The 11,881-nt window shown below is 74.2% G+C and carries 12 protein-coding genes and 1 tRNA gene; 3 read left to right on the top strand and 10 right to left on the bottom strand.

Features of this window, described 5'->3' with window-relative positions; all coding sequences use genetic code 11:
• Positions 1-23 precede the first annotated feature (23 nt).
• Positions 24-1,517 carry a bifunctional UDP-N-acetylglucosamine diphosphorylase/glucosamine-1-phosphate N-acetyltransferase GlmU gene (gene glmU, locus Sya03_RS00775; RefSeq protein ID WP_203936126.1) on the bottom strand — a complete coding sequence of 498 codons (1,494 nt, stop codon included), beginning with the start codon at positions 1,515-1,517 and terminating at the stop codon, positions 24-26.
• Between the two features lie 64 nt (positions 1,518-1,581).
• A tRNA-Gln gene (locus Sya03_RS00770) sits at positions 1,582-1,653 on the bottom strand.
• Positions 1,654-1,937: 284 nt separating this feature from the next.
• Between Sya03_RS00770 and Sya03_RS00765 the strand changes: the two genes are divergently transcribed.
• Both Sya03_RS00765 and Sya03_RS00760 read left to right on the top strand, forming a co-directional pair.
• A complete protein-coding gene (locus tag Sya03_RS00765) occupies positions 1,938-2,897 on the top strand; it encodes an acyl-CoA desaturase (RefSeq protein WP_203936125.1) in 960 nt (319 codons plus the stop codon).
• 326 nt (positions 2,898-3,223) lie between these two features.
• The gene (locus tag Sya03_RS00760; RefSeq protein WP_203936250.1) at positions 3,224-3,826 is read left to right on the top strand and encodes a TetR/AcrR family transcriptional regulator; all 603 of its coding nucleotides are present in this window, start codon (positions 3,224-3,226) and stop codon (positions 3,824-3,826) included.
• 16 nt (positions 3,827-3,842) lie between these two features.
• Here the strand turns inward: Sya03_RS00760 and Sya03_RS00755 are convergent, their stop codons facing one another.
• The 7 genes from Sya03_RS00755 to Sya03_RS00725 form a co-directional block, all read right to left on the bottom strand.
• Positions 3,843-4,304 (bottom strand): DUF4383 domain-containing protein, encoded by a 462-nt coding sequence (locus Sya03_RS00755; protein WP_203936124.1) that lies wholly within the window; start codon positions 4,302-4,304, stop codon positions 3,843-3,845.
• A gap of 34 nt (positions 4,305-4,338) precedes the next feature.
• Positions 4,339-4,803 carry a DUF4383 domain-containing protein gene (locus Sya03_RS00750; RefSeq protein ID WP_203936123.1) on the bottom strand — a complete coding sequence of 155 codons (465 nt, stop codon included), beginning with the start codon at positions 4,801-4,803 and terminating at the stop codon, positions 4,339-4,341.
• Between the two features lie 79 nt (positions 4,804-4,882).
• Positions 4,883-6,688, bottom strand: coding sequence for an ABC-F family ATP-binding cassette domain-containing protein (locus Sya03_RS00745; RefSeq protein WP_203936122.1), 1,806 nt, complete (start codon positions 6,686-6,688; stop codon positions 4,883-4,885).
• Between the two features lie 3 nt (positions 6,689-6,691).
• Complete coding sequence (locus Sya03_RS00740) at positions 6,692-7,639, bottom strand: 4-(cytidine 5'-diphospho)-2-C-methyl-D-erythritol kinase (protein ID WP_203936121.1); 948 nt, start codon at positions 7,637-7,639, stop codon at positions 6,692-6,694.
• Entirely contained in the window at positions 7,636-8,502 is an 867-nt protein-coding gene (rsmA, locus tag Sya03_RS00735) for a 16S rRNA (adenine(1518)-N(6)/adenine(1519)-N(6))-dimethyltransferase RsmA (RefSeq protein ID WP_203936120.1), read from the bottom strand. The genes Sya03_RS00740 and rsmA overlap by 4 nt, the downstream gene beginning before the upstream one ends.
• Before the next feature lie 90 nt (positions 8,503-8,592).
• On the bottom strand, positions 8,593-8,961 hold the full coding sequence (locus tag Sya03_RS00730; protein WP_203936119.1) for an ankyrin repeat domain-containing protein: 369 nt from the start codon (positions 8,959-8,961) through the stop codon (positions 8,593-8,595).
• Positions 8,962-8,984: 23 nt separating this feature from the next.
• Positions 8,985-9,887 carry a TatD family hydrolase gene (locus Sya03_RS00725; RefSeq protein WP_203936249.1) on the bottom strand — a complete coding sequence of 301 codons (903 nt, stop codon included), beginning with the start codon at positions 9,885-9,887 and terminating at the stop codon, positions 8,985-8,987.
• A gap of 66 nt (positions 9,888-9,953) precedes the next feature.
• On the opposite strand from Sya03_RS00725, the gene Sya03_RS00720 reads away from it, so the two are divergent.
• Positions 9,954-11,174, top strand: coding sequence for a hypothetical protein (locus tag Sya03_RS00720; RefSeq protein ID WP_239107026.1), 1,221 nt, complete (start codon positions 9,954-9,956; stop codon positions 11,172-11,174).
• Here the strand turns inward: Sya03_RS00720 and thyX are convergent.
• Positions 11,171-11,878, bottom strand: coding sequence for an FAD-dependent thymidylate synthase (thyX, locus tag Sya03_RS00715; protein ID WP_203936117.1), 708 nt, complete (start codon positions 11,876-11,878; stop codon positions 11,171-11,173). The two genes, Sya03_RS00720 and thyX, sit on opposite strands and share 4 nt — an antisense overlap.
• Between the last annotated feature and the right edge of the window lie 3 nt (positions 11,879-11,881).

Genomic DNA, 11,881 nt, shown 5'->3' with positions numbered 1-11,881 from the left:
TGCGCTCCCGACGTTGGTGCCGACTAGTCCCGAGCAGTATCCCCCTCGGCGGCCGGATCGCCACCGCCCGAGTGTCCGCTGTCAGATCCCTCACCCCGGCTTGCGCGGGCGGCCGCGTCCGCGCTGGCGGTGCCCGAGCGCTTGCGCTCGACCCAGCCCGGGATGTTGCGCTGCTGGCCGCGCGCCACCCCCAGGTGCCCCGGCGGGACGTCCTTGGTCACCGCGCTGCCCGCCGCCACGTACGCGCCCGGGCCGATCTCCACCGGCGCCATCAGCACCGAGTCAGAGCCGACGAACGCCGCCTCGCCGACCGTGGTGCGGTTCTTCGCCACCCCGTCATAGTTGGCGAAGATCGTGCCCGCGCCGATGTTGGCCTTCGCGCCGATGCGGGCGTCGCCCACGTACGACAGGTGCGGCACCTTCGCGCCGTCGCCCAGCTCGGCGTTCTTCGCCTCGACGAACCCGCCGATCTTCGCCTTGCGCCCCAGCGTGGTGCCCGGCCGCAGGTACGAGTACGGCCCGACCGTCGCCTCCGGCCCGATCTCGGCGCCCACCGAGTGCGCCCGCAGCACCGTCGCGCCCGCGCCCACCACCGTGTCGACCAGCGTCGTGTCCGGCCCGACCACCGCGCCGGCGCCGACCCGCGTCGCGCCCTGCAGCTGGGAGTTCTGGTCGATCACCGCGTCCGCCTCCAGCTCGACGGTGACGTCGATCCACGTCGTCTGCGGGTCGAGGATCGACACCCCGGCGCGCAGCCACGCCGAGTTCACCCGGTCGCGCAGCAGCACCCGCAGCAGGGCCAGCTCGAGCTTGTCGTTCGCGCCGAGCGTCTCGCGGAAGTCGCCCGCCACGTGCACGGCGACCTGGTGCCCCACGGACGCGAGCAGGCCGAACACGTCGGTCAGGTACTCCTCGCCCTGGTCGTTGTCCGTCGACAGCTTGCCCAGCGCCTCGCGCAGCAGGCCCAGGTCGAACGCGTAGATGCCCGCGTTGATCTCGCGCAGCGCGCGCTCCTGCGGCGACGCGTCGCGTTCCTCGACGATGCGCTCCAGGTGGCCGTTCGCGTCCCGCACGATCCGGCCGAGCCCGGACGGGTCGGCCACCTCGGCGGCCAGCACGGTCGCGCCCGCCCCGCTCTGCTCGTGCGCGGCGACCAGCGCCTCCACGGTCTCGGGGCGCAGCAGCGGCACGTCGCCGTTGAGCACCACCACCGTGCCGGCGGCGTCCGGCGCCGCCTCCAGCGCGATCCGCACCGCGTGCCCCGTGCCGTTCTGCTCCGCCTGCAGCACGGGGACGGCGCCGGGCTCGATCTCCGCGAGGTGCGCCTCGACCTGCTCGGCCTTGTGCCCCACCACGACGATCGTGCGGCCGGCCTCGGCGGCGGCCGCGGCGGCCAGCACGTGGCCGAGCAGGGTGCGGCCGAGCATCGGCTGGAGCACCTTCGGCGTCGCGGACTTCATCCGCTTGCCCTCACCGGCGGCGAGGACGACGACGGTACGGCTGGGGGCCTGGCTCACGCGGGACTCCATTGTTCGCAGCAGCGGGCAGGACGCGGCTGCGCTTCAGCCGCGGAGACGACTGCTCCCCGAAAGGGACTCGAACCCCTATAGACGGCACCAAAGGCCGCAGTCCTGCCAATTAGACGATCGGGGACCACACGGGACGTTCGCCCTGACGGGCTTTCCGCGGCCCACATCTTAACCCGACCAGGCGCGGCGCCCGGTCCGGTGATCCCGCACTGGCCGATGCCCGGCCCCGGCCATCGCGGGCCGGCCGGGCCGGTCGGCGGGACGGATCGACGAACTCCGACTCGATGGGCAACTTCCGGCACCGTTCCCGTAGCGACCTACGGTCCCGTAGGTTACGGTGACGTAGGCGTAGCTTTGGATCTCCGGCACGCCCCCCTCGTACCGTCCTCCGCTCCCCTGAGAGGTGCCATGACTTCCGTCCTGCACGAGCCGGCCGCCCCCGCCGCCGGGCCGAAGCCGCTGACCGAGGGGCCGCAGCGACCGGCCATCCTCGTCGCGCTGTACGCCTTCGTCGTGATCCCGTTCCTCGCGGTCATCGCGGCTGTCCCGGTGGCCTGGGGCGGGTGGCTGAGCTGGACGGACATCGCGATCGCCGGCGTGTTCTACGTGATCGCCGGGCTCGGCATCACCGTCGGCTACCACCGGTACTTCACCCACGGGTCGTTCAAGGCCAAGCGCCCGCTGCGCATCGCGCTGGCCGTGGCCGGGTCGCTCGCCATCGAGGGCGAGATCATCCAGTGGGTGGCCGACCACCGCCGGCACCACGCGTACTCCGACATCGAGGGCGACCCGCACTCGCCGTGGCGGTTCGGCACCGGGTTCTGGGCGCTCACCAAGGGCCTCTGGCACGCCCACATGGGCTGGCTGTTCAAGCGCGAGCTGACCAACCGCAAGCGCTTCGCGCCCGACCTGCTCGCCGACAAGGACATGGCGCTGGTCGACCGGCTGTTCCCGCTCTGGGTGGTCATCTCGACGCTGGGCCCGGCGCTGCTGGGCGGCCTCATCACCTGGTCGTGGCAGGGCGCGCTGACGGCGTTCTTCTGGGCGGGCGTCGTGCGCATCGGCCTGCTGCACCACGTGACCTGGTCGATCAACTCCGTGTGCCACGTGTACGGCGAGCGCCCGTTCGAGGTGCGCGAGGGCGACAAGGCCTCGAACTTCTGGCCGCTGGCCATCGTGTCGTTCGGCGAGAGCTGGCACAACCTGCACCACGCCGACCCGACGTGCGCCCGGCACGGCGTGCTCAAGGGCCAGATCGACATCTCGGCGCGGGTCATCTGGATGTTCGAGAAGCTCGGCTGGGCGTCGAACGTCAAGTGGCCGAAGGCCGAGCGCGTGCAGGCCAAGCTCGTCAAGGAAGCGGCGTGACGGTTGCCCCGGATCGGGCGCCGGCCACCCGGCCGGCGCCCACGGGCACAGGCACGCAGGACGACCCGGACCCGTGGGCCGCGCGGCGGCGCTGGCCGGCCCCGCCGGGCGGCAAGTGGCCGGGCGTGGCCCGCGCCGGTGGCCGGGAGATCGGCCAGGAAATCGGACAGCAAGCGGAAACCGGGACGCTTCCGGTGGCTCAGGCCTGGCAGGATGGCCGGGTGACGGAGCAGAGCGAGCCGGCGCGGCCGGCGCCGCGGGGGCGGCGGGCGGCAGCGGCGGAGCCGGCGCGCCCGGCCGGGAAACCGGCCACCTCCCGGGTGCGCATGTCGGCGGCCCAGCGCCGCGAGCAGCTCATCGCCATCGGCCGCCAGCTGTTCGCCGACCGCGGCTTCGACGCGACCTCGATCGAGGAGATCGCGGCGCGGGCGAAGGTGTCCAAGCCGGTGGTCTACGAGCACTTCGGCGGCAAGGAGGGCCTGTACGCGGTGGTGGTGGACCGGGAGGTCCGCGCCCTGCTGGACAGGATCGCCGCGGCGCTGACCGCGGGGCACCCCCGCGAGCTGCTGGAGCAGGCCGCGCTGTCACTGCTGGAGTACATCGAGGAGGAGCCGCACGGCTTCCGGGTGCTGGTGCGCGAGTCGCCGGTGCTGTCGCAGGCGGGCAACTTCTCCAGCGTGATGAACGACGTGGCGCACCAGGTCGAGCACATCCTCGGCGCCGAGTTCACGGCGCGCGGCCTCGACCCCAAGTTCGCCGAGCTCTACTCGCAGGCGCTGGTGGGCATGGTGGCGCTCGTGGGCCAGTGGTGGCGGGAGGTGCGCAAGCCGAAGAAGGAGATGGTGGCCGCGCACCTGGTCAACCTGGCCTGGAACGGCCTGTCGCACCTGGAGGCGAAGCCGGCGCTGCTGACCCGCCCCCCGCGCTGAGAACGCCTGGGGTGCGTCAGCCGCGCCCGGCGGTGGCGATGCGTTCGCGCTCGGCCGCCTCCGGGTCGTCGTCGACCTTGCCGTACAGCCCGGCGAGCAGCACCACCAGGCCGGTCACCAGCAGCACGATGATGTTGACGACCGAGAAGTTGAACACGTTGACGTCGGTCTGCAGCACGGCCAGCCCGAAGACGCCCAGCACCATGAGCGCCCAGCCGCCGCCGCTGCTGACCCGGTGGTGCACGTTGCCGCCGATGGCGGCGGCCGCCACCAGCACCACGCCGATCACCACGGACAGCCACGCCTGCGCGGGGTTGGTGCGCAACCCCAGCGCCCAGTGCGAGCCGCGGCTGAAGAACTCGCCGCCCGAGGTGACGATGATGCCGACGATGCCGGCCACGAGGAAGAGCAGCCCGCACAGGGCCGCCAGGCCGCGGTAGGTGCCGCGGAACCGGTGGTTGACCGGGTAGTGAGCCATGGGGGGTGGCCTCCTCGGGGGCGGAGAGAACGGATCAGGCGTTGGCCTGCTCCTGCAGCACCTGACGCGGCGCGCCGGCCCGCTCGGGCGCGACGACCTTGCTGTACAGGCCGGCCATGACGAGCACGAGCCCGACGACGTAGGTCACGATGACGGTCGTCAGGCTGAAATTGAAGATGTTGGCGTCGGTGCGGATGAGCGCCAGCATCGCGCTGCCCACGCCGAGCAGCGCCCAGCCGAGGTAGAGGTCGGCGGCGACGTCGAGGTTGCGGCCGACCGCGGTGGCGAGCAGCACGAGCGCGCCGACGACCAGCGAGACGATCGACCAGGCGAGGTTGGTGCCCTGGCCGAGGACGTGGTCGATGCCGAGCGCGAACAGCCCGTCGCCGGCCGTCTGGATGAGCCCGAGGATGCCGAAGAGCACGAGGTAGAGGCCGGCGAGCCCGCCGAGCGCCCGGTAGACGGGCCGCAGGGGGTGGTTGACCGGAGTGTGCGCCATGGTCTCTGTCTCCAACGGGTCGGTTGTCCTGGGTGCGATTCTCCCGCATGGCCGCGGCGGCCGCAGGAGCACCCCCGGATCAGTCGGCGGGCAGCTGCTCGGCCAGCTCCAGCCAGGTCTCCTCGACCTGGGCGCGCTCGGCGCGGGTGGCCTTGAGCTGGCCGTCCAGTTCGATGATCTTGTCGTAGTCGGCGCCGTGCTCGGCCAGGCTCTCGTTCAGCCGGGCCTCCTTCTGCTCCAGCTTGGCGAGCTGCCGTTCGAGCTTGCCGAGCTCCTTGCGGGCGGCGCGCACCTCGGCGGCGGACATCCCGTTCGCGGCGGGGGCGGCGGCCGGGCCGCCGGCGATCGTGCCGGACGTGGACACGACGGGCGCCGACGACGTCCGCGCCAGGTACTCGTCGATGCCGCCGGGCAGGTGCACGATGCGGCCGTCGCCGAACATGCCGTACACGGTGTCGGTGACGCGCTCGACCAGGTAGCGGTCGTGGCTGGCCACGATCATCGTGCCGGGCCAGCTGTCGAGCAGGTCCTCCAGCGACGCCAGCGTGTCGGTGTCGAGGTCGTTGGTCGGCTCGTCCAGCAGCAGCACGTTCGGCTCGGCGGCCAGCAGGCGCAGCAGCTGCAGCCGGCGGCGCTCGCCGCCGGACAGGTCGCCGACGGGCGTCCAGATGCGCTTGTCGGTGAAGCCGAACACCTCGGCGAGCTGGCCCGCGGACAACTCCCGGTCGCCCAGCCTGACCCGCTTGGCGACCTCCTCGACGGCCTCCAGCAGGCGCAGGTGGCCGGGCAGCTCGTGCAGCTCCTGGGACAGGAACGCCGGGCGCACCGTCGAGCCGGTGAGCACCCGCCCCGAGTCGGGCTGCCGCAGGCCGGCGAGCAGGCGCAGGAGCGTGGTCTTGCCGGCGCCGTTCGCGCCGACGAGCGCGATCCGGTCGCCGGGGCCCACGTGCCACGTGGTCGGCTCCAGGATCGTGCGGTCGCCGACGGTCAGCGACGCCCCGGCCAGCTCGTACACCTGCTTGCCGAGCCGCGAGGTGGCCAGGCGCTGCAGCGACACGCTGTCGCGCACCGGCGGCACGTCGGCGATGAGCGCGTTGGCGGCGTCGATGCGGAACTGCGGCTTGGACGTGCGGGCGGGCGGGCCCCGGCGCAGCCAGGCGATCTCCTTGCGGAGCAGGTTCTGCCGGCGGGCCTCCACGGCGGCGGCGACGCGCTGCCGCTCGGCGCGGGCCAGGGTCCAGGCCGCGTAGCCGCCCTCGTACACGTGCACCTGCTGGTCGACGACCTCCCAGGTGGCGGTGCAGACCTCGTCGAGGAACCAGCGGTCGTGGGTGACCACGACGAACGCCCCGCGGCGGCCCTTCAGGAAGCGGGCCAGCCAGTCGACGCCGGCGACGTCGAGGTGGTTGGTGGGCTCGTCGAGGATCAGCAGGTCGGACTCGCGGACGAGCAGCGCGGCCAGCGCCACCCGGCGGCGCTCGCCGCCGGACATCGGGCCGACCGGCGTCTCCAGGCCCAGGTGGCCCATGCCCAGGCCGTCGAGGATGGTGCGCACCCCCGCGTCGCCCGCCCACTCGTGCTCGGCGCCCATGTCGGACGCCAGCCACAGCGAGCCGAGCACCACGTCGCGCACGGTGGCGGTGGGTGACAGGTCGAGGGACTGCGGCAGCGACAGCACGCGCAGGTCGCGGCGGTGGGTGACGCGGCCGGAGTCGGGCTCCTCGGCGCGCGCCAGCATGCGCAGCAGGGTGGACTTGCCCGCCCCGTTGAGGCCGACGATGCCGACGCGGGCGTCGTCGTCGAGGCCGAGGGAGACGTCGGTGAGCAGTTGCCCGGCGGCCCCGTAACCCTTGTTGACCTTGTCGAGGTTGACGATGTTGGGCACGGTTCAGACTATCCGCGCGCCCGGCATCGGCCCGCGGGCGGGCTGGGCGTCGCGGCACACCCCGGCCGCGCGCAGGCCGGCCGCCACGCTCTCGGCGTGCCCGGCGTCGGTGGCGAGGAAGACACAGGTGGGTCCGGACCCGGAGACGATGCCCGCGACGGCGCCCGCGTCGTAGCCGGCCTTGATGACGTCGGCCAGGGCGGGGCGCAGCGACAGCGCGGCGGGCTGCAGGTCGTTGGCGAGCACGGCGCCCAGCACCTCCGGGTCGCGCTGGCGCAGCGCCGCGAGCAGCTCGTCGGCGGCGCCCAGCGGGGCGGGCGGCCAGGAGCCCTCGCGCAGCTTGTCCAGCTCGCGGTACACCTCGGGGGTGGCGAGCCCGCCGTCGGCGACCGCCACGATCCAGTGCCAGGTGGCCGGGCGGGCCAGCACCGGGCTGACCGCCTCGCCGTGGCCGGTGCCCAGCGCGGTGCCGCCGTACAGCAGGAACGGCACGTCGGAACCCAGCCCGGCGCCCACGACGGCCAGGTCGTCGCGGCTCATGCCGAGCCCCCACAGGGCGTCGCAGGCGATCAGGGTGGCGGCCGCGTCGGCGCTGCCCCCGGCCAGCCCGCCCGCCAGCGGGATCTGCTTGCGCAGGTGCAGCCGGGCGTGCGCGGGCACCCGGCCGTGCGCGGCGAGCGCCCGGGCGGCGCGGATGACCAGGTTGGAGTCGTCGAGGGCCAGCTGACCGGCGCCCTCGCCCTCCATCGTCAGCGACAGGGTGTCGCCGGAGCGGGCGGTGACCTCGTCGAACAGGCTGATCGCGTGGTAGACGGTGTTCAGCTCGTGGTAGCCGTCGTCGCGCAGCGGGCCGACCCCGAGGTGCAGGTTGATCTTCGCGGGCACGCGGACCCGCACGGGCCCCGCCATTTTCCGCGGCCGGTCGTCGTCCGGGCCCCACGCCTCCGTCACCGGGACACCTTAGCGCCGTACCCCCGCCGTACCCCGGCAGCCGCGATCGCGGCGAACTGCGCCACGCCGAGCGACTCGCCGCGCGCCCCCGGGTCCACACCGGCCTCCACCAGGGCCGCCGCCGCGTTGTCCGGGCTGCCGGCCCAGCCGGCGAGGGCGCCCCGCAGCGTCTTGCGCCGCTGCGCGAACGCCGCGTCCACCACGGCGAACACCGCCCGGCGCGGCGCGCCGGCCACCGGCTCGGCCCGCCGGGTGAACGCCACCAGCCCGGAGTCGACATTGGGCACCGGCCAGAACACGGTCGGGGGAACCCGCCCGGCGGCGCGCGCCTCCGCGTACCAGGCCAGCTTCACGCTCGGCACCCCGTAGACCTTGGAACCGGGCCCGGCGACGAGCCGGTCCGCCACCTCCTTCTGCACCATCACGAGCCCGCCCCGCAGGGTCGGCAGCTCGGCCAGCAGATGCAGCACCACGGGCACAGCCACGTTGTACGGCAGGTTCGCCACCAGCATCGTGGAACCCGGCACGTCGTCCGCGGTGACCTTGAGCGCATCGGCGGCGTGCACCGTCAGCTTCGCGGCGTCGGCGCGCTCGGCGACCGTCCCCGGCAGCGCGGCCGCCAGCACCGGGTCCAGCTCGACGGCGTGCACGTGCGCCACCTGCGGCAACAGCGCCAGCGTCAACGACCCCAGCCCCGGCCCCACCTCCAGCGCCACGTCGTCCGGCCGCAACCCGGCCGCGGCGACGATGCGGCGCACCGTGTTCGGGTCGTGCACGAAGTTCTGGCCGAGCTTCTTCGTGGGCGCCACCCCGAGACGGGCGGCGAGCTCCCGGATCTCGGCCGGGCCGAGCAGATCAGCCATGACCGCAGAGCCTACGTGCCCGGCCGGCCCCGCCCACGCACCCGCCGTCCTGGCGACGACACGGTGGTCGTCTCGTCGCGGGGGTGACCGTCAGTCCGGCAGGTCGTCGAAGAACGCGGCGACGGGATGGTTGGCGATCAGGCGCGCCAATCCCACCGGCGTCTGGCCGTGGGCGTTCCGCGCGAACGGATCCGCCCCGTGCTCCCTCAGCAGCGTGATGAGCCGGCCGTCGCCGCGGCAGTTGAACACCGCGACGAAGAGGGCGGTGTTGCCGTGCCGGTTGGCCGCGTCGACGTCGGCGCCGGCTTCGAGCAGGGCGAGCGCCGCCTCGGCGGCGTTCTGCTGGGCGGCCATGTGCAACGGCCGGAAGCGGTGCATGTCCTCGGCGTCGGGGTCGGCGCCGGCTGCGAGGAGCCGGCGGACCGCCTCGGCGTCGTTCTCCAGGGCAACGTAGTGCAATCGTCCACGCCCGCGCATCGGCGCTAGGCCGACCAGCTGCCGAAGACGCGGTCGCCGTTGGCGGAGATCGCCGCGCACAGTTCGTCCACGTCGCGGCCGGTCGTGGCGGCCAGGGCCCGCACCGTCACCGGGATCAGGTACGACGCGTTCGGGCGGCCGCGGTACGGCATCGGGGTCAGGAACGGGGCGTCCGTCTCGACCAGCATCAGTTCCGGCGGGCACAGGGCCGCGGCCTCGCGCAGGCTGCCCGCGCTGCCGAACGTGACGGTGCCGGCGAAGCTGAGGAGGTAGCCGCGCCGGATGCACTCGGCGGCGAACTCCGCGTCGCCGGAGAAGCAGTGCAGCACGACCGTGTTGGGGGCGCCCTCGTCGTCCAGGACGCGCAGCACGTCGGCGTGGGCGTCGCGGTCGTGGATCATCAGTGCCTTGCCGTGCCGCTTCGCGATGGCGATGTGGGCGCGGAAGCTCGCCTCCTGGGCGGCGCGGCCGTCCTCGCCGGTGCGGAACGTGTCCAGGCCGGTCTCGCCGACGCCGCGCACCCGGGGCTGCCCGGCCAGCTCGTCGATCACCCGCAGCGCCTCGTCCAGGTCGGCCAGCCGGGGCGCCTCGTTCGGGTGCAGCGCGACCGTGGCCAGGACCGCCTCGTGCTTCGCGGCCAGCTCGGCGCCCCAGCGGGACGACTCGGTGTCGACGCCCACCTGGACCAGCCGGTCGACGCCCACGGCGGCCGCGGCGTCGATGAGCCCGAGGACCGGGTCGCCGGTGACGCCCTCCGGGACGCCGGACTCGTGCACCGTGATGTCGAGGTGGGTGTGGCTGTCGAAGACCGGGACGGCCAGCGGTTCCGGGGCCGGCGGGAACTCCCCCGCCCGGCGGGCCGCGCGCTGCTTGCGGAACTCAGTCGGCGTGCTCATCGCGGCAAGCATCACACATGGCGCCCGGGCCACCCGGCGTTCACCCCGCGGCCACCTCGCGGGCCTAGCGTGCCGCCCGTGAGTGTCACGGACGCCGGCCGCGCGGAGCTGCACGTGACCTGCGACGGCGTCCGCTACCGGGCCGAGGCGGTCGGCCGCGGCGCCGCGTACGAGCTGTTCGCCGACGCGGCCGCCCCCGGCTTCACCCCGGACCGGCGGCCGGACGCGCGGGCCGCGTACCACCGGTTCGTGCACGCCACCGAGCCCGCCGCCGTCGACGGGCCCGAGCCGCCCACGGCCGACGACGCCCCGCTGACGGCGCTGCTGAGCCGCGGCCGCGGCTGGACGCAACTGCACCGGCACGCGCAGTCCGCCGCGCACCGCGACGACGCCGGGCTGCACGCCGTGCGCGCCACCGCCGCCGTGCGGCGCGGCACCCAGATGGTCAAGGTGCTGTCGCCCGCCCAGTTCGCGGGGCACCTGAGCGGCTGGCTGCCGTACGGGTTCTGCTACCGCGCCTACGACGTCGCCCACCTGCGCACCCCCGCCGACCTGCTGCCGCTGCGCACCGACACCCCGAGCGAGCCGGGCGCGGCCGCGTACGCGCTGCGCTGGCGCGCCACCGACCCCGTCGACTACGAGATCCCGATGGGCGCGGTGCAGCGCGGGCTGCCCGGGCTGCCGCCGCACGGCCGGGTCGGCCCGCCCGTGCTGGGCACCGGGTTCTCGCCCAGCGACCGGCACCTCGTCCCCGAGTTCGTCACCGCCGGCGTGGTCGACCTGCCGCTGAGCGCGAACGCCCAGCTCGTCGCGTACACCCCCGACGGCGACGAGGTCGTGCTGTACGCGTACCAGCCCGAACAGCGCGGCTGGCTGCGGCTGGCCGGCCCGCGCTGGCGGCACCTGCTCGCCGGCGTGCCGGGCGTCAACGCCGACCAGGAGTACGTGCCCACCGGCGACGCCGCCCGCGCCAGCCGGCTCGTCGGCTGGATCGGCGCCACCGCGTACGAGGCCGTCGCCGACCCGCCCGAGGACTTCCGGGTGCTGGCCATGACCCGGGCCGCCCGCTACCCCGTCGAGGCCCTGGTACGCCGGTTCGTGGCGGCCCGCTGGCGCGGCGTGCCCTGCTCGGTGCTGCGCGAGGAGTCCGGCTGGCTGCGCCTGCGCCTGGCCGCCCCCGACGCCGACTCGGTCGCGCTGCTCGGGGCCCGCTGCTACGAGCGCGGGGTGTACGAGGTGTGGGCGCCCGCCGCCGAGGTCACCGACCACGGCGCCGTCGACGTCGCGTACCGGCTCTAGGGGGCGACCCGGCCGCCGCGCACGAACGCCGCGTGCGTCACCGGCATCAGCCGGGCGAACTCACGCTCGTACGCCTCGGCGACCAGCTCGATCTCCCGCTGCGGGAACGACGGGAACGTGGCGGCGTCGGACTTCACCCGCAGCGACAGGAAGTTCATCAGCGCGCGGGCGTTCATCGTCACGAACGCCGCCGAGTACAGCCGCACCGGCAGGTCCATGCGGGCCACCTCGCGGGCCAGCCCGTCGTCCAGGGACTCGCGGTACGCCGCGTACGCCACCTCGCACACCCGGGTGCTGCGCTCGACCAGTCGGCGGTACTGGTCGGGGGTGCCGGGGACGAACTCGTACGCGCCGGGCTTGCCGGTCTGCACCAGGTTGCGGTCGGCGCCGGGCAGGTAGAACACCGGCTCCAGCACCTTGTAGCGGCCGGACTCCTCGTTGTACGAGGCGATGCGGTGCCGCATGTGCTCGCGCCACACGAAGATCGGCGCCTCCACGTAGAACGTGAAAACGGAGTGCTCGAACGGCGAGCCGTGCCGGTCGCGCATCAGGTAGCCGATCAGCCCGGCGTCCTTCTGCGCGTCGGTGGCCGCGCCGGCCCGGGCGCCCTGCGTGGACACCCGGGCGGCCAGCACCACGTCGGCGTCCGCGGCGGAGTGCTTCACCAGCTCGACGACCATGTCGCTGCGGAAACGGACGGTCATCGC

Origin of the sequence: Spirilliplanes yamanashiensis (assembly GCF_016863475.1) — a bacterium.
Taxonomy (GTDB): domain Bacteria; phylum Actinomycetota; class Actinomycetes; order Mycobacteriales; family Micromonosporaceae; genus Spirilliplanes; species Spirilliplanes yamanashiensis.
This window is presented reverse-complemented; position numbering and strand designations above follow the sequence as displayed.

Excerpts from the sequence above, each read along its gene's own strand:
- Sya03_RS00765 (WP_203936125.1), top strand. The coding sequence starts at position 1,938 with ATGACTTCCGTCCTGCACGAGCCGGCCGCCCCCGCCGCCGGGCCGAAG.
- Sya03_RS00760 (WP_203936250.1), top strand. The coding sequence starts at position 3,224 with ATGTCGGCGGCCCAGCGCCGCGAGCAGCTCATCGCCATCGGCCGCCAG.
- Sya03_RS00755 (WP_203936124.1), bottom strand. The coding sequence starts at position 4,304 with ATGGCTCACTACCCGGTCAACCACCGGTTCCGCGGCACCTACCGCGGC.
- Sya03_RS00750 (WP_203936123.1), bottom strand. The coding sequence starts at position 4,803 with ATGGCGCACACTCCGGTCAACCACCCCCTGCGGCCCGTCTACCGGGCG.
- rsmA (WP_203936120.1), bottom strand. The coding sequence starts at position 8,502 with ATGGCTGATCTGCTCGGCCCGGCCGAGATCCGGGAGCTCGCCGCCCGT.
- Sya03_RS00725 (WP_203936249.1), bottom strand. The coding sequence starts at position 9,887 with ATGCTTGCCGCGATGAGCACGCCGACTGAGTTCCGCAAGCAGCGCGCG.
- thyX (WP_203936117.1), bottom strand. The coding sequence starts at position 11,878 with ATGACCGTCCGTTTCCGCAGCGACATGGTCGTCGAGCTGGTGAAGCAC.